The following is a 25606-nucleotide window of genomic DNA, read 5'->3' as shown; positions in this document are numbered from 1 at the left end:
AAATCCCGTTCCATCCCGTTTTCAGGCCATAAAAATAGGAATAATGAGACAACCGGCAAGCATTGTGAGACAAACGGGAGACAAGGATGTTACGAAAGGACAACTATTTGAAACATGAGAAACAACACGGAAAGCGCAAAATGATTATCTTTGCAATCGAAGTTTAACCATCGCTAAATCATGATACAGAACAATCGATTCCGCAGGTGGCTCGTAGCGGGTGCCCTGCTGTGTGTGTCGGTGTTGGCAGGCGAGGCGGCTGCCGCCCCCGATCCCGACTTTTACATCTTCCTCTGCTTTGGCCAGTCCAACATGGAAGGCAATGCCAAGATTGAGCCCGAAGACCTCACGGGCATTGATCCGCGCTTCCGGATGATGGCAGCCGTCGATGATGTCCGTCTCGGGCGCAAGCAGGGGCAGTGGTACACGGCCCTGCCGCCACTCTGCAGGGAGAACACCGGACTCACGCCCGCCGACTATTTCGGCCGCACGATGGTGGAGCATCTGCCCTCCAATGTGCGAGTGGGTGTCATCAATGTGGCTGTGGGCGGATGCCACATCGAGACATTCATGCGCGACTCCGTGGACAATTATGTCAAGACCCGAGCCCCGCAGTGGATGAAGGGGATGCTCAAAGCCTATGGAGACAATCCCTACAAGCGGCTCGTGGAACTGGGCCGCAAGGCCCAGAAGGAGGGTGTCATCAAGGGTATACTGCTCCATCAGGGCGAGTCCAACACCGGCGACCGCCGTTGGCCCGACAAGGTGGCCTTCGTCTACCACCAGCTCATTGCCGACCTTGGGCTCAAGTCGGAAGACGTGCCGCTCTTGGCCGGCGAAGTGGTGAGGGCCGGCGGGCGTGGCCGCTGCATCGCCATGAATCCCATCATCGACGCTTTGCCCGAAACGATACACACGGCCCACGTCATTTCCTCCGAAGGATGCACCTCCGGCCCCGACGACTTGCACTTCGATGCCGGGGGCTATCGCGAACTTGGCCGGCGCTATGCCTACAAGATGCTGTCGCTTCTGGGGCATCCCGTGTTCACTCCCGTCGTGGTGCCTGCCGATGCCGTGACGGCCTCTACGGCCATTCCCGGTAACGATTTCCCCAAGGTCGATGCGCAGCACCGGGCCTATTTCCGGCTCCGTGCACCGCAAGCCAACCGCGTGCAGCTTGATATCTGTGGCAAGAAGTGTGACATGCAGCGCGACGAACAAGGCGTGTGGACCGTAGCCAGCGACCCGCTCGTGGTGGGCTTCCACTACTATTTCTTCCTCGTAGATGGCGTGCAGGTGGTCGATCCGGCCAGCGACACCTTCTTCGGTTGCTGCCGACAGTCTGGCGGCATAGAGATACCCGAAGGCCCCGAGGGCGACTACTACCGTCCGCAGCAGGGCGTAGCCAAAGGGCAGGTGCGCTCCATGCAGTATTATGCCGCCTCTACAGGCGAGTGGCGGCGTGCGATGGTCTACACCCCCGCAGCCTATGAACGGGGAGGGAAGCGCTACCCCGTGCTCTATTTGCAACATGGCATGGGTGAGGACGAGACGGGTTGGAGCCGGCAGGGGCTCATGCAGAATATCATGGACAATCTCATTGCCCGGGGTGAAGCCGTGCCGATGATTGTCGTGATGGAGAGCGGCGACGTGAAAGCACCATTCAAAGGCGGCCCCAATGAGGCGGGCCGGAGTGCCTACGGAGCTTCGTTCTACAAGGTGCTGCTGGAGGATCTCATACCCGCGGTGGACAAAACCTTCCGCACCAAGACCGATCGTGACCACCGGGCCATGGCCGGACTCTCATGGGGAGGGCACCAGACATTCGATGTGGTGTTCAATCATCTTGACAAGTTTTCTTATGCCGGTGCTTTCAGCGGTGCCATCTTCGGCCTTGACATCGCCAAGACCTATAACGGCATCTTCTCCCGTCCGGCCGAGGTGAACGGGCGGTTGCACTGTCTCTTCCTCGGTTCGGGCAGTGAGGAGAACATGGGCACGGCCCGACTCATCGATGACTTGACCCGCGCCGGCATCAAGGTGACGGGCTATGTGTCGCCCGGCACCCATCACGAGTGGCTCACTTGGCGGCGCTGTCTCCGGGAGTTTGTGCCCCTTTTGTTCAAATAAAGTCCTGTCGGTGGACCTTGGGTGCGGTGTCAAAAGCCTGCCCCGATGGTCCGCCGGCTGTTTTTAAAAGATTCATCCCCCATATTTATCTACATGAAAACAAGCATTTATCTTCTCCTGCTTCTGTTGTTTTCCCTGCAGCTGTCGGCTGCCGACCGTTTTGTGAACTTTGACTCCGGTGACGTGCTGCTCAACGACGGGGGTGGCGTGAGCATCTGTCTGGATGCCCGCGACCTGAAAGGCGTGGCCATAGCCGCCCGCAATCTTGCCGCCGATATCCGTAAAGTGTGTGGTGCAGAGGCTGTTGTGGGCACTGACGAGCGTGCCGGCATCCTCATCGGGACACTCGGCCACTCGACAGCCATCGACCGACTGGTGAAGCGCAGGTTGCTCGACGGCGGTCTGCTTCGTGGCAGGCGCGAGAAATACATCATCACCCTTGTGGGCCGGCAGCTCGTCATTGCGGGCAGCGACCGGCGGGGCACCATCTACGGCATCTACGAACTCTCCCGCCAGATGGGTGTCTCGCCGTGGTATGACTGGGCCGATGTGCCCGTGGCCCGCCACGACCGCATCTACATCTCCCGTGGCATCTACACCGACGGCGAACCGGCTGTGCGCTATCGTGGGCTCTTTCTCAATGACGAGGCTCCCTGTCTCACTTCGTGGGTGAAGCACACCTACGGCACCGATTATGGCGACCACCGATTCTATGCCCGCGTGTTTGAACTCATCCTGCGCCTCAAGGGCAACATGCTGTGGCCTGCCATGTGGGGCTGGGCCTTCTATGCCGACGACCCGGAAAACAGTCACACAGCCGACGAGATGGGCGTCATCATGGGCACTTCCCACCACGAACCCATGGCACGCAACCATCAGGAGTGGGCGCGCCGGCGCAAAGACTACGGGGCGTGGAACTATCAGACCAACCAGACCGTGCTTGATCGCTTCTTCCGGGAGGGCATCGAGCGCATGAAGGGGACGGAAGATATCGTGACCATCGGTATGCGCGGCGACGGTGACGAGGCCATGAGCGAGGAGGCCGACACCCGGCTCATGCAACGCATCGTGGAGAATCAGCGGCGAATCATCGCCGACGTGACCCGCCGGCCGGCCAAGGAGACACCGCAGGTGTGGGCGTTGTATAAAGAGGTGTTGGATTACTACGACAAGGGGATGCGCGTGCCCGACGACGTGACGATGCTCCTCTGCGACGACAACTGGGGCAACGTGCGCCGTGTGCCTGCCGCCAAAGAGCGCAACCGGGCCGGAGGCTGGGGACTGTACTACCATGTGGACTATGTGGGTGCGCCCCGCAACAGCAAGTGGCTCAACGTTACACCCACGCAGAATATGTGGGAACAGTTGCAGTTGGCCTACAACTACGGCATCGACCGCCTGTGGATACTCAACGTGGGCGATCTCAAACCGATGGAATATCCCATCTCCCTCTTCATGGACATGGCGTGGAATCCCCGTCGCTACGATGCAGCCACGCTCACCGACCACACGCTCGGCTTCTGCCGTGAGCAGTTTGGCGAGGAGCAGGCTCCCGAGGCGGCCCGCATCCTCAATCTTGTGGGCAAGTACAACGGGCGCATCACGGCCGAGATGCTCGACGCTTCGACCTACAATGTGGCCACGGGCGAATGGCGGCGGGTGGCCGACGACTACATGCGCCTTGAGGCCGAGGCCCTGCGGCAGTATCTCTCGCTGCGTCCCGAGCTGCGCGATGCCTACCGGGAGTTGGTGCTCTTCCCTTTGCAGGCCATGTCGAATGTCTATCAGATGTACTATGCCCAAGCCATGAACCACTTCCTGTATGAGCGCAACGACCCCGATGCCAACCTCTGGGCCGACCGTGTGGGCGAGGCTTTCCGTCGCGACTCGCTGCTCTGCGCGGCCTACAACCACGACATAGCGGGTGGAAAATGGAACGGTATGATGACCCAGAAGCACATCGGTTATACTTCATGGAACGACGATTTTCCGCGTGACAAGATGCCCGAGGTGCATCGCGTGGAGACCGATGGACGGCCCGGCGGATTTGTCTTCGAGGCCCGCGACAGCGTGGTGGCGATGGAGGCCGAGCACTTATTTGCCTGCCTGCCGTCTTCCGGGGCCCGATGGACGGTGATACCCTACATGGGGCGCACCCGCAGCGGACTCACGCTGATGCCCAACACTGCCCCTGTGGCCGGTGCTTCGCTCTCTTACCGTTTCTCGTTGGGCGCGCTCCGGCCCTCGGAAGTGAACGTGCGTGTGATGGTGAAATCCACGCTCGACTTCCTCAACCGTGGCGGATTGCGCTATACGGTGTCGCTCGACGGCGGTCAGGAACGCGAAGTGAACTTCAACGCCCGGCTCAACGAGCGCAAGGAGAATATCTACACGGTCTACTATCCCACGGTGGCCCGCCGTGTGGTGGAGTCGGTGGTCACACTCCCCGTGCCCCCCTCTCCCGACGGCTGTCACACACTCACCATCCGTCCGCTCGATCCTGCCATCGTGTTTGAGAAAGTTTTGGTCGATGCCGGAGGCTATAAGCCCGGTTATCTCATGATGGAGGAGTCGCCGTGCAGGAGGTGATAGGTGTTAGGTGTTGGATGTTGATGATGTCTTTGTCCTGCTGTAAGGACAGGTGGTGGGTGATGGGTGGTAGGTGTGAATGGAGTGTCTAAAGCCCCCCAAGTCAAGGGGGCAGGATAAAGCCCCGTGTCGGATATATAGCACAAACTATTAAAGGTTTCGAAAAAGCCTTACACGCGATTTTTCCACACCTATCTTCCCAATCAATCTCATCCGCCTTATCCACCCAATCCGTCCCATCAATTTTCCCGCCAAGCCCAAACGACCTTGCAAAACGGCCACACTTGGAAGCTCACTCGGGCCGGATGACAACCTCAAAGAGGCCCTTTTGCAAAGCCATTCGGGCCGAACAATCTCCCATAGCAGGAATGAAAAGCCCCCTTCAGGGGGTTGGGGGTCTGTTGGTGGATTGGAAACTAAAAAAGGGAAACACTTGCGTGCTTCCCTTGCTCATGCAAAGGTACGACTTTTTCTGTCCGTTTGCAAATGTCTGATAAATTGTTATGACATATTTCCAGCTCCCTGCCACTCTATGAAATAACCAAAAGACGAGTTGAAGAAATCCCAATCAGGGAATAAAGAATAAATGGTATGAAAAGAGAAATCAAGATTTTTATGGCCTTGCTGCTCTGCGCCATGTTTCCGCTGGCAGGACAGGCCGGCTGTCGGATTGTGCATGAGGTGATGCCCTGTAAGTTGTTGCCCGGTATCGCCGAACGTGAATATACCGTATGTCTGCCCGATGGCTACGACCGGTCGACCGATAGCTACCCCATACTCTATCTGCTTCATGGGGGCGGTTGCTCCAATACCGATTGGGCCGTGTATGGCCGTTTGCAGACGGTGGTAGACAGTCTGGTGGCTGCGTGCCGGATGCAGAAGACGATCATTGTGTGTCCGGAGGCCAATAAAGACAAAATGATATGGTTTGACGAACCGGAATGGCCTTTCGAAGATTATATGTTCAACGAATTGATACCATATATCGAAAACCGATACCGGGTGGCCCGGGAAGCCGGCAAACGCTCCGTGGCCGGATTTTCGATGGGAGGTGGCGGAGCTGTGGGCTATGGGCTGTGCCATCCGGAGATGTTCAATGTGGTCTATGCCATGAGTGCCTACCTGCGCCGGCAGCCGTTGGATTTTCTGAAAAACGACCCGTTGGGCGAATGGCGGCAGCACAATGTGGAGCGTCACAATCCCATCAGGATGGTCGATGGGGGCGACGGAAAAGATGTGGAGCGTTGGCGTAGCGTGAAATGGTATGTCGACTGCGGCGACCAAGACTTCACTCTCGAAGACAACATGGACTTTGTGAAGGCACTCAGAGCCCGGCACATCGGTTGTGAGACGCGTGTGAAAGCAGGCGGCCACAACTGGGACTATTGGGGGCCGTCGCTCGTCAATGCCCTGATCTATATTTCCGAACAAACCGCCCGTCGTTTTCCCAACCCCATGTTGTGGGCCGATGTGCCCGACCCTGATGTCATCAGAGTGGGCGAGTGGTTCTACATGGTGAGTACGACGATGCACCTCATGCCCGGTGCACCGGTGATGCGCTCACGCGACTTGGTGGACTGGGAAACCGTGAGCTATGTCTTCGACCGGCTCACCGACTCGCCTAAATATGACATGCAGGGTGGAACGGTTTATGGAAGAGGCCAATGGGCCACATCCCTGAAATATCACAAGGGGCGTTTTTATGCCCTCTTTGCCCCCAACGACAATCCCGGCGGCGACACCTATATCTATACCACTGAAGACCCCACGGGCCGGTGGACCCTCGTCTCGCGCCTCCGTCATTTCCACGATGCATCCCTCTTCTTCGATGACGACGACCGTGCCTATGTGGTCTATGGCACCGGACAGATGTGCGAACTGACTCCCGATCTGTGCCTTATGAAGCCGGGGAGCGATTGCACGCTTTTCCGGCGGGAGCCCGACGAGACGGGGCTGCTCGAAGGCAGCCGCATGGTGAAACGCGACGGGAAGTATTATCTGCTCATGGTTTCATGGCCGCTGGGCAGGCCCCGGCGGCAGGTGTGCTATCGCGCCGACAGCATCAATGGGCCTTACGAGAAGCGCACAATCCTTGAAACCGAGTTTGGCGGTTTCTCCTACGTGGGGCAGGGCACTATCGTCGACGCCCCCGATGGGCGTTGGTATGGGGTCATATTCCAAGACCGTGGCGGAGTGGGGCGTGTGCTCACGCTCATGCCGTGCCGATGGGAAGACGGGTGGCCCATTCTCGGCGACCGTTTCGGGCATATCCCCACACTGATGGACAGACCTGTGATGGGTGGCGGAAAGCATGGCATCGTGCAGAGTGATGACTTCGAGGGGCCTCATCTGAAGCGTGTGTGGCAATGGAATCATAATCCGGTGGACGAGGCATGGAGTCTCACCGAGCGCAAGGGATGGCTTCGGTTGAAAACCTCGCGCCCGGCCGGAAACCTCTTTGAGGCTCCCAACACTCTTTCGCAGCGCATGGAGGGGCCGCTTTGTTCGGCAACGGTGGCCCTCGACATCACCCATCTTAAAGATGGCGACCGGGCCGGACTGGCTGCCTTCAACGGCGACTCGGGTGTGCTCACTCTCTTGCGCAGTGGAAAGAAGACTGTGTTCGTCATGAGTGAGGCCTCTGTGTCGCTCTCCGATCGTGAGAAAGCTGTCACCGATGTGCAGGAAAAGGAAGTGGAGCGTGTGCCTGTCAGACGGAACAAGGTGTATCTGCGCATAGATGCTGACTTCCGTCCGGGTCGTGATATGGCCATGTTCTACTATTCTCTTGACAACCGCACTTGGCACCGGATAGGCCGCGACTACCAGATGCGTTTCGACTATCGGCGCTTCTTCATGGGCACCCGACTGGCTTTGTTCTGCTATGCCACCCGCCAGACAGGCGGATATGTGGATATTGATGCCTTCGATTATAAGAGAAACTGACCCGGAGGGATGCAAAAGAGAAGACCGCCAAACTGTCTCAAGAGGTTTGGCGGTCTTTTGGATGATGTCCTGTTTGTCCTGATGTTGTCTTGCTTCGGTCCTATTTTAGCTGCGTGCCATCCTTGAATGCTTTGCCCACTTCGTGCTCTATCTCCAGATAGGTGTTGTTGAATGGGTCGAAGACGATGGGACGGAGGGCATGGGGATTCACCTTGCCGCGCTCGTCGAGGATGCACTCGTCGGCACTCACGTTTACGATTTCGCCCGTGAGCAGTTCGCGTTCCTCATCGTAGGAGATGAGGCGGCACTCCAAGGCCAGCGGCAGTTCGTCGATGAGAGGGGCATCGACAAACTCGGAGGGAGTAGCGTGGAAGCCCGCACGGGCGAATTTGTCGGGCACCTTGTGGCCCGAGACGATGCCCACATAGTCGCAGGCCACTACTTGCGGGGCTGTGCCCATGCTCACTGTGAAAGCTCCGCGACTGCGCAGATCTTCCACAGTCTTGTGCCGTCTGTCGAGGCACATTGTAATTTCCGTATGGTTAGTGATGCCCGCCCAGGCTGCATTCATGGCTGAGGGCACACCGTCTGCTCCGTAAGCGGCAATGATAAATACCGGTTGCGGATAGCTCAAAGGCTTTGCTCCAAGATTTTTTCTCATGATGGTTGGTTTTAATGAATGTTGAAAAGTTTGGATAATGGGTGGCCGGTGTCTTGTGACGATTGGCCGCAAACGGGCCGGAGCCCGTGTCTACAGGTTCTGGACATACTGCTTGGGAGTCACGTTCATCTTGCGCTTGAACATCTCCCGGAAGTTTTTGGCATCCTTGAAACCGCACTGTTCGCGCACGGTGTCGATGTTGGTGGCTCCCCGGTTGAACAGTTCCACGGCCTTGTAGATTTTATAGTCGTTGATAAATTCGATGAGCGACATGCCCGTCATGGCTTTGATCTTCTTGTAGAGTGATGAGTGGCTCATGGCCAGACTGTCGGCAATGTAGTCTATGTTGAAGTTCTCGTTGCGCAGATTGTCGTCGATCACTTCCCTGCAGCGCAACAGGAATATCTGTTCCTCCTTCGTGTAGGTGTTCTTTGTCTGTGCGATGGAAGCCGTCAGCTCGGCCGTGTTGCTCTGCGCCACGAGCCGGTCGATGCGTTTCCGCAGCAGCCGCAGCGATATGGGCTTGGTGAGATAGGCGTCGGCACCTTGGTCGAAGGCCTCTATCATGTCTTCCTCCGAGGTTTTGGCGGTGAAGATGATGACCTTGATGTGGGCCAGTTTCTTGTCGCTTTTCAGCATGTGGAGAAACTCCATGCCGTCCATGTTGGGCATCATCAGGTCGCAGACGATGATGTCGGGCAGCGTGCGGGCAGCCTCTTCGAGTCCTTGTCGGCCATCGTAGGCCTTGATCACCTTAAAGTCGGCTGCCAGATTGCGCTCCAGCAACTCCACCGTGTCGTGTTCGTCGTCGATGACGAGGATGGTGTGTGGAGCCGTCGGATTGGCTATCCGCAGTGTCTGTCGGCCTGTTTCGCCCGTCTCGTCCACTGCCGTCTGTGCCTCGCCCGATAGCCCTTTGGGTATGTGGAAGACGAAGCGCGCCCCTTTCTCCATCTCACTCTCCACACGGATGCTGCCCCCGTGGAGTTCCACCAGTTCTTTCACGGTAGAGAGTCCGATGCCGTCGCCCCGGTTTTGTCTCTCGCCCCGCTCCGTGCGGAAGAAGTTCTGAAAGATGGTTTCGTGCATTTTCTCCAATATGCCGATACCGTTGTCCGTCACGCTGAAGACCACCCTGTCGGGCTCGTCGGCTATGGCCAGTTCCACGTTGCCCCCTTCGCGGGTATATTTGAAGGCATTGGAGACCAGATTGGTGAGGATTGTCTCCAGCTTGTCAAGGTCGAATTCCAACTCTATGGGAGCGTTTGTCGTGCGGAACGCATAGCTGATGCGCTTCTGTGCGCAGAGGTTATGATAGTCTTCGGTGAGGTTTCGGCAAAATTCCACCACATCTTTATGCTGCAAGTTCAGCTTCGTTTCGTTCGCCTCCAGTTTCCGGATGTCAATAATACGGCTGATGAGATTGTTCAGTTTCTGCGAGTTGCGGTACATGGAATCAAGAAACGAGCCCGGCACCGTCACGGGCGACTGCTTCTGCTCCTTGAGTTCCTCTATCTGGGCCCCTATGAGAAACACCGGTGTGCGCAGTTCGTGCGTGATACGGGTGTAGAAGTTCATCTTTGCCTCGTTGAGTTTCTGCATGGTGCTGCGCTGTACATCCACTATCTGTATGCGGTGCTTGACGTCCAGTTCGTGCAGATAGAGCCAGAGGGCGGCGTATACCACACCTGCCAACAGCAAGGCCCAGAGCAGATAGGCCCACCACGTGGCATACCAAGGCGGGGTGATGACGACATCCAATTCCGTGGCCCGACCCCACTGGCCGTTTACATCGGTGCAGCGCACATGGAAGGTATAGTGTCCCGGCGGCACGTTTGTGTAGGCCGCTTCGCGCTTGTCGCCCAGTTCGCGCCAGCGGTTTTCGAGCCCTTCGAGGCGACAGGAGAACTGCACCCGATGGGGCGACTCGTAGTCGGGCACGGCAAAATGGATGGTGAAAAAGTTCTGGTGGTGCTTCAATTCCACGCTTCGGATGGAGTCGCCGTAGAGGTTGAAATGTTCGCCACTGCCGTTAAGCAGGTCGAGTGACAGCAGACTTGCACCCCGATAGGGCTGTTGGTAAAACACTTTTGAGGGCTTGAACATCAGCAGGCCTTTCGTGCTGCCCATGTAGATGGTGCCGTCGGCGAGCAGTCCTGTGCCGTAGGTGAAGGTGTTGGGTATATCCTCGTCGCTCCCGAAGCGCACAAAAGTCTGCTTGCGTGGATCAAACTTGAACAGTCCGTTCGCTGTCCCCATCCACAAGATGCCCTGTACGTCTTCCACGAGTGTCATGAGGTCACCGTTGGTCAGTCCTTGTTTTTCACCGTAGTGGATGGTCTTGTGCGCCTTCTCGTCCAGACAGTAGGTGCCGTTTTGCGTCACAGCAAACCACACCCGCCCGTGGGAGTCGAGCCGGAGGTATCTCACCTCATTGCCCGGCAGGCGCACCTGTCCGAAGTCGGCAGTGTAATGGGCAGCCACGCGCAGTGTGCGCTTGTCTATTTTGTAGATGCCCCGGTGGTTAGTCCCCACCCATATATGCCGCCCGTCGTCTTGCAGGGCCGAGCATTCCATCTTGCGGAATGTTTCGGGTGTGGCGAGAAAACGCCGTGACTGTTTGTCGAAAACCGCCAGATTGGGCCCGCCCACCCATATCCTTCCGCGCCCGTCGTCGCACACCACCCACACGTTGTTGCCCGTGGTTTCCTTTGTCGGCATGGGATATTGCGTGAATGCACCGGTGGACGGGGAGTATTCCACCAGCCCTTTGGTGTAGATGGCCATCCAGAGCGACCGTCCGTCGTTCACGATCGAGATGACATTGTTGCCCGGAAGGTTGCTGTTGGCCGTGTTCAGCGTGTAGGAGGAGCGGCTTGAGAGGTTGTAGAAGCACAGCCCACCGCCATCAAGCCCCATGTAGAGCCGGTCTCCATCACGCACCACGGCTGTTACGATGTCGTAGGGTATGGCACCGTTCTTGCGTGCAAGCAACTCAAACCGCTCGTTGTGGACGGGCAGGAAGTTCACGCCTCCGCGATAGGTTCCCACCCACAGATTGCCGTTGCTGTCGCTCATCAGCGCGTAGACGGCATCGTTGCTCAGATTGGAGTTGGCCGGTGAAAACTGCTGCATGTCGCCACCTCGCTGCATTATGATGCCCCCGCCGTCTATGCCGAAGACCACGGCCCCACGGCTGTCGGTTGTCGCCATCAGGTTGTCGGGCACCGGCGCGTCGGCAAGTCTCAGCCTCCCTTTGTCTATGGCCAGTGCCAGACTTTTGTGCCCTATGCCGTTGCCCACATACACCAATCTTGTCATCTTGCTGTACGACGCCGAGCATCTGAGTGTGGGCGTGAAGTCTATGCGGCAGCGGCTCATCACCCGCCGCCCGTCTGCCGAGAGCATCAGGGCTTCTCCGCGCCCTATTCCCACCACTGCCTGTTCACTGATCTTGCAGAGCGTGTAGAGCCGGTGGGGCAGGGCGGTGAAATAGGTGTCGCCGTCTTTCTTCACGAAACACCTGCCCTTGTGGTCGGCTGTCAGTATGTGGCCGCCCGCCTCCACCATTGCGTTCTGTTGCTCGGTCATGTCGTCGAGCCTGCCGTCGACCCATGCCCGGGCACGGTAGAATCGTCCGCTGTTGAAGGAATAAAACTGCAAGGCACTGTTGGAGGCCACCCACAGACCGTCTTTCATAGGCAGTAGGCAGTGTATGTTGTTGTCGGCCAGCGATGTGGAGTCGGAAGAGCGGTGAAGGAAGGTGGAAAACGAAAGGCCGTCGTAGCGACAGAGACCGCCGGCTGTGCCCATCCACACGAAGCCCTTGCCGTCTTGGCATATCGCGTTCACGGAGTTGTTGCACAGTCCCATGCTGTTGTCCACTACTCTGAACTTCTCCGCGACTCCGGGGGTCGCCGACAGAAGCCATGACAACAGCACGGCGCAGACGGTCTTAATGAATAGTTGTGTGTCAAAAGGTTTCATGCTACATTGGTATTTCCCTACAAACTTACGCAGAAAATTCCAATCGCACAAGCATTGGGGCAAAAAAAGTGGACGAGTAAACAAGTGGACGAGTAGACAAGTTGTTTGCCTGCATTCTTGAGGTTTGCATGAAAAGGGCCTTGCTATTAACTTGTCTACTCGTCCACTTGTTTACTCGTCCACTCCCTTACTTATCCAGCAACGACAAGTTCTGTACAAACCACACGTTCATCTGGTTGGCACCGCGATGGTTCCACGCGTAGTAAGGAATCAGCGTGAGGTCGAGCTTCTCCACCTCCATGCCACCGTCGGCAGACTCCCGGAGTATCTGGGCCGGCGTCTTGATGGCCTTCACGGTGAATGGGGCGGCATGAGCCTCGGTGTTGTCGATGCTGTAGTCGTTGACCACGGCAAAAGCGGGCTTTTTGTTGACTACGGCGTGGAGCACAGCTGCTCCCCCGTTGTCGGCCGCCTCGGCACAGTAGACCAGCGGACCGCGCTCCACAGCCACCTTGCCCCGGTCGTCGGCCACCCGGTCGCTGGCCACCACCGTGCGCACCGGCATGTCGAAATGTATGCGTATCACGTCTCCCTTGCGGATGCCCCTCACGGGCAGATACCCCTTGTTGGCATCGGGATCGCCCTCCACACGCTTGCCGTTGACAGTGACACTGTAGGCCGGCTTCTCATCGTCGCTATACCGATAGAGGTCGCTTGGCACCACCCGGTTGCGCACCCATCCCGGAATGCGGATCAGCAGATTGGCCACCTTGGCGCTGCTTTTGGCCACCTTGATGCTGATGTCGCCCTCCCAGGGATATTGGGTGGTCTCCTCCAGCACCACTTCCTTGCCGTTCACACTGATGGTGGATGTGTTGCCTGCAAAGAGATTGACATAGATGTCGTTGCCCTTCACGCCGTAGAGATAACCCGGCAGCGACGGTATGAAGCGGCTCAGGTTGCTCGGGCAGCAGGCGCAACCGAACCACGGCTGGCGCGTGGTGGTGCCGTCAGCGTTGAACTTGTACTTGCCGTCGCTCGACAAGGGGTTGGGGTAGAAGAAGCGGCCGCCGTCCATGCTCATGCCCGAGATGACCCCGTTGTAGAGTGTGCGCTCCAGACAGTCGATGTATTTGCTCTCACCGTGGAGGAGGAACATGCGCTCGTTGAGATAGACCTGTGCGATGGCAGCGCAAGTTTCGTTGTAGGCCGTCATGTTGGGCAGTTCATAGTCGGCCCCGAAAGCCTCTCCCGAGTGGCGTGCCCCCACACCGCCCGTGAGGTAATACTTCCTGCCCACGATGTTGTTCCATATCCGGTCGATGGCCTTGATATAGGCCGAGTCCTTGGTCAGAGCCGCCACATCGGCCATGCCGGCATACATGTAGCCCGCCCTCACGGCGTGTCCCCAAGCCTCCCGTTGCTCGGTCACGGGCTTGTCGCTCTGGCTGTAGAGGTCGCGTATGTGTGTCTTGCCTCGGTAGTCCAGAAAATATTTGGCCTCGTCAAGATAGCGTTTGTCGCCCGTGACGGTGTAGAGGCGGGCCAAAGCCATCTCCGCTATCTGGTGTCCTGGCACCACGGTGGCTTGTCCCTGTCCGGGGCCCACCTCGCGGATGACACAGTCGGCATACCGTTTGGCTATGTCGAGAAACTTGGTGCTGCCCGTGGCCTGATAGTGGGCGCAGGCCGCGTCCACCATGTGGCCGAGGTTGTAGAGCTCATGACTCAGCACTTCCACTTTCTCCCATCTCTTGGAGCCCGACCACTTGTGCGGTTTCTTGGGATTGATGGTGCGGGCGGTGTAGAGATAGCCGTCGGGCTCTTGGGCTGCCCCCACCACATCGAGTACGCTGTCGATATAAGCCTTCAGCCGTTTGTCCGGATAGGTCTGGAGAATATAGCTTGCCCCCTCGATGGTCTTGTAGACATCGGTGTCGTCGAAGGAGAAGCCCATGAATTTGCTCACGTCATATTTCTCGTCGGGCCGGGCCGCCTTGACAAAGTTGTCGTATCTCCCTTCGCTCTTGCACTTGCTGAAAGCCAAAGGCACCGTCACTTCGCGGGCAGCCTTCAACCGGTCGCCCCAAAAGGTGTTGGGTGCAATCCTCACACTCGTGAAAGGCACTTGGGTGAAGGGATAGCCGTAGTCTGATGTCTTTTGCGCCATGGCAGGCAAGGTCATGACGGCAGCCACGACCACTGTAGAAATGATTTTTCTCATAAGGTTACATGTATGTTAGTTTGTTGATTCAGTCGGTTTCAATTTCGCTGTAAAGGTAGCTAAAATATTCGATATTGCCAGCTCTCCGACCGACTTTTTCCGTATTTTCCCCTCTTTACGGCCCTGTCAGGTTGTTGTCCGGCCCCTTGGGTTTTACAGGAAGGATGCCCGTGGTTTGGTGCAAGGCCTTTGCACACTCCGCGCATGACTGCCGAACGGATGGTGCAAAGCCTCCGCACGGAGCGTGCAAAGGCCTTGCACGAAAGCAGGCGTGGCCTGCCGGAGAATCAATAAGCGTGCATTGCCCCTTTCTGGAAGGCCAATACACGCTTGAGAGTTGGGAGTTAGGAGTTATAACTTGGGAATTGATGGTTGGAGAGAGGGGCCGGAGCCCCGGCAGGTGTTCAGCCTCTTGCCTCAATCTTGCCACTCTCCCTCCCAAATGCTGCGACTCTGCTTGGCATCGCCCGAGGTTATGGGGGCTTCACCGTTGCCGGGGGCGGAAGTGGAACCGCCAGAAATGGGAGTCGACGGACTTGCCGCCAAGACTGTTTCCGGCTCCATACACTTCATTTTCATGCAGGGACTGATATACTTCTTTTCCATGATTATTTTCCTTTCACTTGTTTTTTACCGTTGATGATATATACTCCCTTGTGGGGCTTTTGCACTTTGATGCCGTCGATGGTGTAGGCCTTGGTGGCTTCGGCGGAACTTCTCGGTGTGTCGATGCCCGTCGTGCCGGTGTGGTCGATACTCATTTTCTTGGCACCTGTAGGCAAGGTCTGTGTGACGGCATCCAGACTCGGGAGGTAGGCCCGGTTGTTGCCGAGATTGAACTGAGCTTGGTTGTCCACCCTGTACCACACGTCGTTCCGCAGGATATAAGCCCCGTCGGCCACATCGCCCGCCTTGCTTTCAAACACACCTCGCAGTCCGTTGGCTCCGTCTGCGGGGGCTTCCGCCGGCAGTCCGCTCTCGCGGAACACAGCCAAGTCGCCTTCCGCCCTGAAGATGTAGGGCACACCGGCCGTCATTGTGGCCACGGGTGAGAGGTAGAGCACGCTCCGAGCCTCGTTGATGCCGCTGATGCTGTAGGCCGTCACACCCTCCGCGGGCATCGCTGCATGGGGCAGACAGATGGTGTTCCAGCTGCCGGGCCTGACGGTTCTTGCATATTGCGGGTCGATGGCCGGCTCCCTATCAACATAGAGAGCCTGTACATCGGTCTCGCTGAGAGCGCAATCGTAGATGCGGAAGTCGTCGTAGATGTGGTCGCAATAGGCATCGTTGGCCCACTGTGAGCGGCCGAGCCAGTTTTGTCGGGTAAGGCCCATGTCTTTGGGTTGGATTCCGGAGGCGTTAGTGCCCTTGCCCACTTCCTCGCCGTTGAGGTAGAAACGCACGTCGGTGCCGTTTTGGGTGATGGCCAGATGGTTCCACTCATCGGCCGACCACTTCATGGGCACGGTGATGTCGAAAGCCCCTTTGGCGCAAGTGATTTTATATCTCAGCCCTTCATTGTTGGCTGCGCCAATCATGAAGGTGCCCGTGCCGTTGCCGAAATCGAAGACACGGCCCTTGCCTCCCGGCAGTTTGAGCCATGTGGCAATGGTGAAGTCGGCCAGCCGGCTCACGGCTCCGGCAGGCAGTTCCATGTATGACCGGCTGCCTTTCGCCAGCTTCACGGCCCTTCCGCCGTTGCGCCCTTCGACAAACGAAGCTCCGTTGTGCAGTTCGGCATCGTAGCCGCCCCATTCGTCGTAGGCCGTGTGGCCCTCCTGTTCGTCGAAGGCAAGATGCAGATGTCGCCCGGCCGCCGGCGTGGCCGAGAGCACCGGAGACTCCTCTCCAAAGCCCGCCCCGTTGTAGGGCTGAACCTTATAATAATAGGTGAGTCCGTTTGTCAGACCGGTGTCCACGTAGCTTGTCGCTTCCACCTTGTCGGCCACGACGGTGTATTCACCATCGGCTCTTGTCGCCCGGGCCACTCTGTACTGCGCATCGTAGGCGAAGGCCCATCTCAGCGACACGCTGCCGGTTCCGCCCGAGATGTGCAGACCCGTTACGGGCTCCGGAATGGTGAGTGCTTTGGTGGAGACGGCAAGCACGGTCGATGCCGGGTGCTCGGCGGCAGTGTTGAGCGAATAGGCACGATAGTAGTAGTTGGTGGCCGGTTGCAGTTTCTCGTCTTGATAGGTCGTGGCGGTGAGATTGTCGGCGACAGTCCGATAGTCACCCGTCTCCGTCTCGGCACGCTCTATGCGGTAGGCTTTGGCCCCTTTCACCGCATCCCAAGAGAGCTTGATGATGGAGGTGGAGAGGGCCTCGCCCCGCAGCGTGGGGGCCGGCACGGCAGCGTCGCGGGTGAAGGCTTTCACGCGCGAGTAGATGGACTCCTTGTCCTTATAGCTCAACGCCTTGATGCGATATTCCACTTTGGACAGGCAGGGAATGGCTTCGGTGAATGTCACCGTCTCGCCGGCCCGGTAGTCTTGGCCGAACACAAATTCCTTGTAGGGCGCGAAATCGGCCTCGCCGTCCATCTTGCGTTCAAGGATATACTTCTTTCCCGTCTCTCCGTTGTGGTCATACCATTTGAGAGTGATGTTTCTGAACTCCCCGTCAATGGTCATCAAGGGGAAGGGCGGCGCTATCTTCCACACATGGTTGTAGGCATTGGCCTTGCGGTAGGCCAGTGCCGCCTTGTGCTCGCCATACAGTTTGCCGGCGGGAGTCGGTTTGCCACCGAGCATGAGTGCACGGCAGTCTTGCACCCAGTCGTATTCGAAATAGCGTTCGATGAGGTTGCATTGGTCGAGGGCGGGCAGGGCAGCAGCCATGTAGGCCCGCTGTTTCTCAGCATTCTCTGGTGAAAGCGGGCGGTTGACCGTCTTTGTGGAACCGTCTTCACCATAGATGATATTCATGTCGGCGTCGCGTCGTGGGCCTGAGGCCGTGGGCCAGTATTCGTTGGTCCAGTTGGCACCGTTGTTCCACTCAGTGATCCATACGGGCCGCCCCTTGCCTTTGTCAGAAAGCGTCTTAATGCGGCTCACGAGCGTGTTGGCATCCGTGCTCTCATAGATGTGGGCCACGGCAAAGTCAACCCGGTAGTTGAGCGAGTCGATGGTGTTGAAGAAAGCACCGTTCCATGCCCACACGGAAGAGGGGGCCGGAGAACCCACACGGTAGCCGCCCTTCATCATCTCGGGCCACATTTCCACTATCTGATCCACCGTGGCGTTCGACTGGTCGGGCCGGTCGGGCTCGTTGCAGCCCAGAAGGTGGGTCACTCCCGGCTTGTTGTTGATGTCGTTCCAGCCCGGCCAGTACAAGTTTTGGCGGATGGGCGAATACTCTATGTCGGGATCGGTGCTCATGCCGCCCACATTCCAGTCGTAATTGCAGGTGATGTTGAGTTGGTTTTTCTCTCCGTAACCGTTGGCCTTGCCTTTCTTGGAGACCCAGTTCCAGCGGAACACCCGCACGAACGAGACAAACTGCTCCATACCTTCGGGCAGCACCGGTACTTCGAGGTCGGCATCGTCGGCGATGAACACACGGCTGTAACCCGTACCGTTGGCATTGTTGGCCAATGTGGCCATGTAGCCTTTCTTGAGCTTGAAGGAGCGTATCTTGTTGTCCCACTCGCCCAAGTTGTTGTGATAGATGTTGATTTCAAACGTTTTCGACTTGCCGGTGAAGTTCTCTCCGTCGTAGGCCACGAGTGCCTTATGGTCGTAGACCTGTCCGTTGGGTATCACCACGGTGCCGTTGGCCCACACCGAGACGCGGCAGTTTTTCCCGTTCTCGGCTGCCGCCCCGTTGATTTTCACCGATGGAAGACACTCCTTGATGGTCTTGCTTGGCTTCACGTAGTCGAGATAAAGCCATGCATCTTCCCCTTTCAGGTCGATTGTTGTGTTGGAGAAAGGCGCGGGCCGGCCCGTGAAATGCAGGTTAGTGGTGCCGCTCACGTGCAGGTCGGAATTGAACAGATAGCCTTTGCTGACATCGCCTGCATTGTCCAGGTTGACCACGGTGGGCTCGCCGGAAGTCGTCTCGGGAGCGTAGCCCCCCGATTCGTCGTAAGTGACGGCGGCCACTTCCATGTCGGCTTCCCCTTCATAGTTCTTGCCGATGATGATCATCGGCTCGGCAGAAAGGCCGGCCTCGACCAGTTGGAGATTGGCTATGGCAAACAAGGCCCATGTACTGGAAAAGGAGATGTAGTACTTGCCGGCATGGGGGGTCGTGAAAGTGAACTCTCCGGGCACGAGCACTCTTTCCTTTGCGGTCTTGAAAACATGGCTTGCCAGTGTGGTGTTGAGCGTTTGGCTGTCCGAGACCTTGGCTGTGATGGTCGATGCGTGCCCGTTTGCCCAATAGGCACAGTCCATGGAAAACCTGTAAGTGGTGTTGGCCGCCAACTCCACTTCGTAGGCATAGTTGTAAGTCTTGTAGGAATTGGCATCCCATCTGATGAAGAGACAATTACCGTGATATTGGGTTCCGTCGCTGTTGTAGAGTGTGTTTTTAGGTGAAGATTCGAAGCGTACGTTTGCAGGCCATTCGTTCATGACCTTATTCTCATTGACCAAATACCAGCCTTTGGATGTAGGGGTGGGTTTGTTCTGGCCCCAATCACCTACCGGTATCACTTCGGGATTGATGTTGGGACCATCGGGATTCATCGCTTCTTTGATGGTCTCCAACGGGCGGGTGGCCACGAAATAACCGTCTTCATAGACAGTCACTTTCTTGTCGGCCACGGCGAAGCGGAGTGTGCGCAGTTTCGTGTTGTCGGTGGAAGATAGCGATGAGAGTGTAGCCAGCGGATTGTTCCAGTTGAGCGAGGCGGCATCCATGGCCACGCGGAAGCCCATGCCCGACGCGTCGTTGGCAGAGATATCCAATCCCCGGCCCGTGCCGGAATTGATCTTCCCCTTTACCTCTAAGGTGTATGTACTGCCCGGTTTGGGCGAGGTCAGTTTCGTGATACTGACTTCCCGGCCGTTGTATCGTCCGTTTTGAAGCAGCGTCACGGGCAACTCGTTTTTCTTGGGGAAGGCCGGTTGCTGTTGTGCAAAGGTTTTGTTGGCAACAAGGCATCCCCAGAGCAATAGTAAGGGTATTGCTTTTCTCATGATTGTCAAAAAGTTAAGATTAAAATTAGAAATATAGGTCAGTCAAATCGGAAGAAGGCACTTCCTGCTTGTTCCTCGAAAGTGCCTTCTTTCCTCTTCTTGTTCAGTTGGTCTTCTCCTCATCGGCCACTGCATTTTTCCAGTCCGTCCATACGGGGACGGACGGATCATAGCCGTCGTAGCCGGGATGAATGGGAGCGGTCGGAATCCGATCGGGAGACAGAAAAGCGTCATGTCTCCGGATCGTCGATGATGATTTCGGCATCAAAAAACTGCAATTCGGCCATGTTGAAATACTTCTTGTTACCATAGGTCTTTGTGACCACAAAGCGCAAATGTTTGAAAGATTTGCCGGGTGTGAAGGCCTCGGAAGTATATTCTGCACCGCCACCGGAAGGCAGGCCGGCATCGATGGTCGCCACTTTCTCCCAGTTGATACCATCTGTAGAGATTTGCAGTTCAAGTCCTTGCGGCCCCACCTGTGACCAAGCCCGGTTCTTATACCAGAAAGCAAAGTCACGGTGGTCTTCGTTGAAGTCTATTTGAATATACTGTGGAAGTGGCTTTTGCGGACTGCTCCAACGGGTGTGGAAGAAAGAACCGACATCGCCATCGATAAGATTCTTTATCGGGCCTTCGCTCGGCTCCTGATCGTCGGTGGATAGCTGTGAGGCTGTGAGTGTCACTTTGTTTTTTCTCACCGTGCGAGTGGCTATGGCACGGCCCGACACGGCTTGCACCTCTGCTACCGAACCTCCTTGGTGGTGAGCGTTGAAAGCTTGGAAAGAGAAGGTGTAAGGGCCGTATTTCCGCAACGTACCGCTGACTATCAGCGAGTCTGTGTAACGGGAAACGAGCGTGGTCACCCTTTTGCCATCGGCAGGATTGGTGTACCATATCTTCATGTACTCGAAGTTGGAGTCGGCCGGCTTTGTCCATTTCAGCTTGATGCTGCCCGGAAGTGAGTCGCTTGTCACGGCAGAGGAGGAGATGGTGACGGGAGTACCTTCATATCCGCTTACCTCCATATTGGTGAACTCGTCACCACAGGAAGCCATGAACGCCATTGATGCGAACGCCAAAGTGAAAAATTTTATCTGTTTCATAGTCTGCTTTGTTTTGATTGTTATGCCATCTATTCCCAGTTAGGATTCTGTGGGAAATTCACTTGTCTGTGTTTCAGGATTTCAGACTGCGGTATGGGGAAGAAATACATCTTGTCGCTCCACACCCGTTGCACCGGGCGGCGAGTGTAAGTGAAACTGCCATCAGCGTTTTTGGTGATGTGCATCTCCACGATGGAAGCCAGCTTGGAACCTTCTTTCCATCGACGAAGATCCCAAAAGCGATGTCCTTCGAACGCCAGTTCCACCATACGCTCGTTCTGATATTTCTGCCAGAATTCATCGTTGGAAAGCCCGGTGGCCAGAGCGGGCATCTTCACGTCTTCACGCGCCCGAATCGTATTGACAGCTTCCCGAGCCGATAAAGGGAACTCAGCCGTTGTGGCATCGGCATTGCCAAGATATTTAAAAACGGCCTCAGCATAGTCAAGGTAGAATTCTCCCAGTCTGTAAGTGATCCACGAGTGTCGCTTATTATTGGAGTTTGTGGCCGATACGTTGACCGATACATCAAGATATTTCTTCAGGTAATATCCCGTAGGGGTGGCTCCGGATATGGGCAGACCGTTCGCTCCGCCATAATAGGTCTCCAGTGGTTTCGTGTTGTAGGCGGGCCATCCTTTGTCCCCATTGAGTGCGACGGTCATCTTCAAGCGTGGGTCGCGTCCTTCGTAGGGCTTTTCGGGGTTGTAGCCGCTCCCGCTTTCATTCCAGTGTTTGCCTGTCGTCTTCATCTCGTAGGCATCCACGAGATTCTGCGTGGGGCAGTTGCCGGAGTATCCGCCTTCCACGCCGATGGGGAAGTTGCTGCTTTCCAAGTAGTTTAAGTCGCCGACCCTGCGCACGAAGATCATTTCCGATTGCTTCCAGTTGTCCACTCCCCAAAGGGCGGAATACTTGCCTAATTTTACTCCGTACTTTCCGCAAGAGTCGATGACGGCTTTACCGGCAAGGGCTGCCCTGTGCCAGAGTTCTTGATTGTCGGTGCCGGCAAAGAGCGGACTTGCCCGATAGAGCAGCGTGCGGGCTTTGAGTGCCAGTACGGCCAGTTTGCTGGCTCGTCCAGTCTCATTGGCTGCGGCATCGTTGCCTAAGCGGGAATAGTCGGCAGGCAGACTGTCACAAATGTCGTCACATTCTTTCACGATAAAGTCGAAAACCTCATTGGCAGGTGTGCGTTCCAGTCGGTTCGCCTCTGCTTCCGATAGCACCGTAGTGGTGAAAGGCACAGCGCCATACTGCCTCACCAAATTGAAATAATAGTAGGCTCGCAGGAAGCGCACCTCAAACTTCAACCGGCGAAAACGGGCCATCTGGGCCAGATAATCCTGATTGAACTTCAGCTCCGAGAAGTCGCATTGGTCGCAGACAGAAAGATAATAGTTGGCCTCTCGTATGGCATTGTAACTCTCGTTCCAGATGTTAGCCTTGGCATTTGATGGCCCCCATGCACCGTTGATGAAATCGTTTATACTGCCCGACCGCCAGGCATATTCGGCTTCATCGCAGGCCGATGCCAACATGCCGTTGCCATAGGTGCCGAAATCATAATCGAGCATACCGTAAATGTAGGATACAAAACCCACCGTGTTGTCGAAATTGGTGAACACGTAGCTTTTGCCGTAGTTGTTGAACTCTTTGTAGTTGAGTTCGTCACTGCATGCCGTGAACGCCAACAGGCAGAGTGTTCCACCGATGATATGATGTATTTTCATTGTGTTTCTTATTTTTGTTGTTACTTCTTGACTCTCTGGTCTCTTTTGTCGGAAAGGAGACGGTTAAAAGTTCAGTGCCAGCCCTATCACTACCGAGCGTGTGAGTGGATAGGTGGTTCCGTATTGCTCGGGATCGACTTCTTTAATATGGTCGAAACAGAGCAGGTCGATGCCACGCACATAGAATTTGGCCCCGTTGATATATTTTGTCGCCCTGAGCAGACCTTTAGGCAGCTTGTAGTAGAGTTCCACATTGCGTAACTTCAGGAAAGAGCGGTTGGCAAGCCACACGGAATTGGTGCGGAAATTGTTTTGGTTGCCCTCTGATGTGAGCCTTGGAAACTTGGCGTTGGGAGTCTCGGGTGTCCAACGGTTATCATAGTAGTATTGGCTGATGTTGGTGGTGCCGAGTGTCGGCCAGAACATCGATTGCGCGTTGAGAATGGCTGTATAGTTGCCAGCTCCTTGGAACATCGCGTTGAAGCCTATCCCTTTATATTCTGCTCCAATATGGAAGGAGTAGTATATTTCCGGGCAGTAAGAGTTATATCCCATCTTCACCTCGTCGTCGGCATTGATTACATTGTCACCGTTCTGGTCTTTATACTTGATATCGCCGGGTCTTACTTCAGAGAACTGTTGGGTCGGATTATGGTCGATATCTGCCTGATCGGTGAAATAGCCGATGGCTTGCAGACCGAAAATCTGTCCAAGAGGTAGCCCCGTTCGTTCCTGATACTTGTATGCTCTCGGTGTTTCATATTCTTCCACGATCTTGTTCTTGGCGAGGGTGAATTTGGCACCGGCATTCAATAGCAGGTCGTCGCCTACTTTTTTGGTGTAGTCGGCACCGGCTTCCAATCCCCAACTGTCTACGATACCTCCATTGACATAAGGATTCTCAATACCAAGCACAGCGGAATTACGTCCACTGGCATTTACCCAAATATCGGAACGCCGTCGGTAATATCCATCCATCGTGAGGTTCAGACTGTTGAAAATCGTTGCGTCAAAGCCCACGTTATATTTGTTGTCACGCTCATGAGTGACATTTGTTGAGGCCAGCCTTCCCTCTCTCCAGCCTCCCGACCATTGATAGTTGCCGCCAAGGCTGTACCCTCCTTCACTCACGAACGCCTGTTCCCAATAACCTTCTGTCGGGATATTGTCGGTGTTGATGATGCCCCAAGAAGCGCGCAGCTTGAGGAAATTCACAAATGAAAGGCTGCGCATGAAGTTTTCTTTCGAGATGACCCATGCCGCAGATAGTGTGGGCGAGAATGACCATTTGTGTGAAGGGGCCAGCTTGTTGGAACCTGCCAGCGTCAGAGAAAGGTCGGCAAAATAACGATCTTTATACCCATAGTGGTTGTAGAGTGAAGCGGCCGTGCGGTACCAAGTGTTGTTGATGCCATTCCAGTTTCGGTATTCATAGTTCCACATCAGCAGCGATGAGATGCTGTGCAGGCCGAATCTGCGGTCGTAGTTGGCCCCTATCCCGAAATTGAAGTTCTTGTTCTGCCAGTCCAGCTTACTGTCCTTACTGAGTGCCCCGTCCTTTCCGCCTGTGAAATGGTCGTAGGCAGACGGTTCGCCATTGGCCCATTCCGAAACGACATCCATTCCATACCGGTATTCTCGGGTGTGGTTTTCCCAATAGGCAGAAATGTTGTCATAGGCCAACCGTGTCCATGCGCTGAGTCCGTCAGTCAGTGAGGAGAGGTCTTGTGTGAGTGTCATGTCGGCAAAGAGAGCCCGTGTGTGAGCCTTGCTGTAGGCCCGGCCCTCGGTGAGAGCCACGGGGTTGTAATATCCGTCCCACGTGGCGTTGCCACCCCAGAGCCCGTTTTGGGTCTTGATGGGGAAAGCAGTAGCAGGCACGGTGTATATCTTCCCCCACAGATTGTCGCTGGAGAGGCCCGGTCGCAGCGATTCCAAGAGCACTCCGTCGATGTTCACCTGCACTTTGGTAGTGGCGGTCAGGTCGATGTCCAAGTTGGAACGCAGGTTGGCTTTCGAGTATTTGTTCTGAGTCGAATAGCCATCATTCTTGTTGGGGTGCGCGATGAAACCACGGTCATCGGTGTAGTTGATGAGCGTATAGTAGCGCATGCGCTCTCCGCCCCCACGGAAACTGAGGTTGAGAATGCTGTTGGCACCATTGTCGCGGAAAGTCTCCTTGATCCAATCCACATTGGGATAGCTATAAGGATATTTGCCCGACTTAAAGGCATCGAGTTCAAGAGCCGAATAGCGCGGAGCCTTGCCGTCGTTGGCAAAGGCCTCGTTCATGGCATTGGCATAGGTGTAGGCATCGACAAATTTCGGACGGCGGGCCTCCCATGTGATGGCGTGGTCGAAGGAGAAGTTTATTTCGTTCGATTTATACTTGCCGCGTTTGGTAATGATGTTCACGATGCCATTGATGCCCTTATATCCGTAGAGAGCCACGGCGGGAGCATCTTTCAGCACGATAACATTTTCCACTTCTTCGGGTGTGATGTAGGAGATGTTGCGCTCTATACCGTCTACCAATACAATGGGGGAGTTGCCGGACATTGACTGTAATCCTCTTATATAGAATGTCGGCTCGTAGGAGGAGTAATCGCCGGTTCCCTGTAAGGTTGTCAGACCCAGCACATGTCCGAAGAGTGAGTTGCCGATGTTCTTGGCCGAACGGTTATTGAAGTCGCGGTTGGCTGCTCCTGCCACCGACATGGTGGACTCTCCTACGGTCTGCCGGATGCCGAAGCCGATGTTGATGGGCTGTGAGGCATAGTCCATGACTATTCTCAAAGGTCCGGTTCCTTCTATGCTGACGATTTTCCTCGACAGGTCGGGCGCGTCCACGGTCAGCTGATCGGTGCCGGTGCTTATGGTGAAAGAGCCTTGTCGGTCGGTGTATGCTTTGATGAGACCTCCCTTTGCTTCCACCTTTGCCCCTGATACGGGATTACCGGCTTTGTCCACCACCACTCCGGTCACGTTGTTTTGCGACGAAGCGGCGAGGCCCGTCATCAGGGCGATGGTCAATAAAATATGTCGTTTCATGTTCTTTTTCCTTTATAGTTGATTATTCT

Annotated in this window: 11 protein-coding genes; 3 read left to right on the top strand and 8 right to left on the bottom strand. The window is 55.9% G+C overall.

Annotated features, from left to right (window positions below; all coding sequences use genetic code 11):
- The first annotated feature begins 180 nt into the window (after nucleotides 1-180).
- From HMPREF6485_RS02710 to HMPREF6485_RS14475, 3 genes are all read left to right on the top strand, one after another.
- Nucleotides 181-2130, top strand: coding sequence for a sialate O-acetylesterase (locus HMPREF6485_RS02710; protein WP_004344502.1), 1950 nt, complete (start codon nucleotides 181-183; stop codon nucleotides 2128-2130).
- Nucleotides 2131-2175: 45 nt separating this feature from the next.
- A complete protein-coding gene (locus HMPREF6485_RS02705; RefSeq protein WP_004344501.1) occupies nucleotides 2176-4719 on the top strand; it encodes a glycosyl hydrolase 115 family protein in 2544 nt (847 codons plus the stop codon).
- Nucleotides 4720-5310: 591 nt separating this feature from the next.
- Complete coding sequence (locus tag HMPREF6485_RS14475; RefSeq protein WP_004344498.1) at nucleotides 5311-7665, top strand: family 43 glycosylhydrolase; 2355 nt, start codon at nucleotides 5311-5313, stop codon at nucleotides 7663-7665.
- A 100-nt stretch (nucleotides 7666-7765) separates the two neighbouring features.
- Here the strand turns inward: HMPREF6485_RS14475 and HMPREF6485_RS02690 are convergent, their stop codons facing one another.
- The 8 genes from HMPREF6485_RS02690 to HMPREF6485_RS02655 all read right to left on the bottom strand — a co-directional run bounded on the left by HMPREF6485_RS02690 (nucleotide 7766) and on the right by HMPREF6485_RS02655 (nucleotide 25577).
- Entirely contained in the window at nucleotides 7766-8326 is a 561-nt protein-coding gene (locus tag HMPREF6485_RS02690) for a flavin reductase family protein (RefSeq protein WP_004344497.1), read from the bottom strand.
- Between the two features lie 90 nt (nucleotides 8327-8416).
- Nucleotides 8417-12313: a hybrid sensor histidine kinase/response regulator transcription factor gene (locus HMPREF6485_RS02685; protein ID WP_004344496.1), complete on the bottom strand. Its 3897-nt coding sequence runs from the start codon at nucleotides 12311-12313 to the stop codon at nucleotides 8417-8419.
- Between the two features lie 187 nt (nucleotides 12314-12500).
- Nucleotides 12501-14537, bottom strand: a complete 2037-nt coding sequence (locus tag HMPREF6485_RS02680) for a glycoside hydrolase family 127 protein (RefSeq protein WP_004344495.1) — start codon at nucleotides 14535-14537, stop codon at nucleotides 12501-12503.
- 417 nt (nucleotides 14538-14954) lie between these two features.
- Nucleotides 14955-15143, bottom strand: a complete 189-nt coding sequence (locus HMPREF6485_RS02675; RefSeq protein WP_004341419.1) for a hypothetical protein — start codon at nucleotides 15141-15143, stop codon at nucleotides 14955-14957.
- A 2-nt stretch (nucleotides 15144-15145) separates the two neighbouring features.
- Nucleotides 15146-19687: a LamG-like jellyroll fold domain-containing protein gene (locus tag HMPREF6485_RS02670; protein ID WP_004344494.1), complete on the bottom strand. Its 4542-nt coding sequence runs from the start codon at nucleotides 19685-19687 to the stop codon at nucleotides 15146-15148.
- A 230-nt stretch (nucleotides 19688-19917) separates the two neighbouring features.
- Nucleotides 19918-20793: a discoidin domain-containing protein gene (locus HMPREF6485_RS02665; RefSeq protein ID WP_004344492.1), complete on the bottom strand. Its 876-nt coding sequence runs from the start codon at nucleotides 20791-20793 to the stop codon at nucleotides 19918-19920.
- 29 nt (nucleotides 20794-20822) lie between these two features.
- On the bottom strand, nucleotides 20823-22526 hold the full coding sequence (locus tag HMPREF6485_RS02660; RefSeq protein ID WP_004344491.1) for a RagB/SusD family nutrient uptake outer membrane protein: 1704 nt from the start codon (nucleotides 22524-22526) through the stop codon (nucleotides 20823-20825).
- A 63-nt stretch (nucleotides 22527-22589) separates the two neighbouring features.
- Nucleotides 22590-25577: a SusC/RagA family TonB-linked outer membrane protein gene (locus tag HMPREF6485_RS02655; RefSeq protein ID WP_004344490.1), complete on the bottom strand. Its 2988-nt coding sequence runs from the start codon at nucleotides 25575-25577 to the stop codon at nucleotides 22590-22592.
- Between the last annotated feature and the right edge of the window lie 29 nt (nucleotides 25578-25606).

The sequence above is a fragment of the Segatella buccae ATCC 33574 genome (assembly GCF_000184945.1).
Lineage (GTDB): Bacteria > Bacteroidota > Bacteroidia > Bacteroidales > Bacteroidaceae > Prevotella > Prevotella buccae.
This window is presented reverse-complemented; position numbering and strand designations above follow the sequence as displayed.

Excerpts from the sequence above, each read along its gene's own strand:
- HMPREF6485_RS02710 (WP_004344502.1), top strand. The coding sequence starts at position 181 with ATGATACAGAACAATCGATTCCGCAGGTGGCTCGTAGCGGGTGCCCTG.
- HMPREF6485_RS02705 (WP_004344501.1), top strand. The coding sequence starts at position 2,176 with ATGGTCCGCCGGCTGTTTTTAAAAGATTCATCCCCCATATTTATCTAC.
- HMPREF6485_RS14475 (WP_004344498.1), top strand. The coding sequence starts at position 5,311 with ATGAAAAGAGAAATCAAGATTTTTATGGCCTTGCTGCTCTGCGCCATG.
- HMPREF6485_RS02690 (WP_004344497.1), bottom strand. The coding sequence starts at position 8,326 with ATGAGAAAAAATCTTGGAGCAAAGCCTTTGAGCTATCCGCAACCGGTA.
- HMPREF6485_RS02685 (WP_004344496.1), bottom strand. The coding sequence starts at position 12,313 with ATGAAACCTTTTGACACACAACTATTCATTAAGACCGTCTGCGCCGTG.
- HMPREF6485_RS02680 (WP_004344495.1), bottom strand. The coding sequence starts at position 14,537 with ATGAGAAAAATCATTTCTACAGTGGTCGTGGCTGCCGTCATGACCTTG.
- HMPREF6485_RS02675 (WP_004341419.1), bottom strand. The coding sequence starts at position 15,143 with ATGGAAAAGAAGTATATCAGTCCCTGCATGAAAATGAAGTGTATGGAG.
- HMPREF6485_RS02670 (WP_004344494.1), bottom strand. The coding sequence starts at position 19,687 with ATGAGAAAAGCAATACCCTTACTATTGCTCTGGGGATGCCTTGTTGCC.
- HMPREF6485_RS02665 (WP_004344492.1), bottom strand. The coding sequence starts at position 20,793 with ATGAAACAGATAAAATTTTTCACTTTGGCGTTCGCATCAATGGCGTTC.
- HMPREF6485_RS02660 (WP_004344491.1), bottom strand. The coding sequence starts at position 22,526 with ATGAAAATACATCATATCATCGGTGGAACACTCTGCCTGTTGGCGTTC.
- HMPREF6485_RS02655 (WP_004344490.1), bottom strand. The coding sequence starts at position 25,577 with ATGAAACGACATATTTTATTGACCATCGCCCTGATGACGGGCCTCGCC.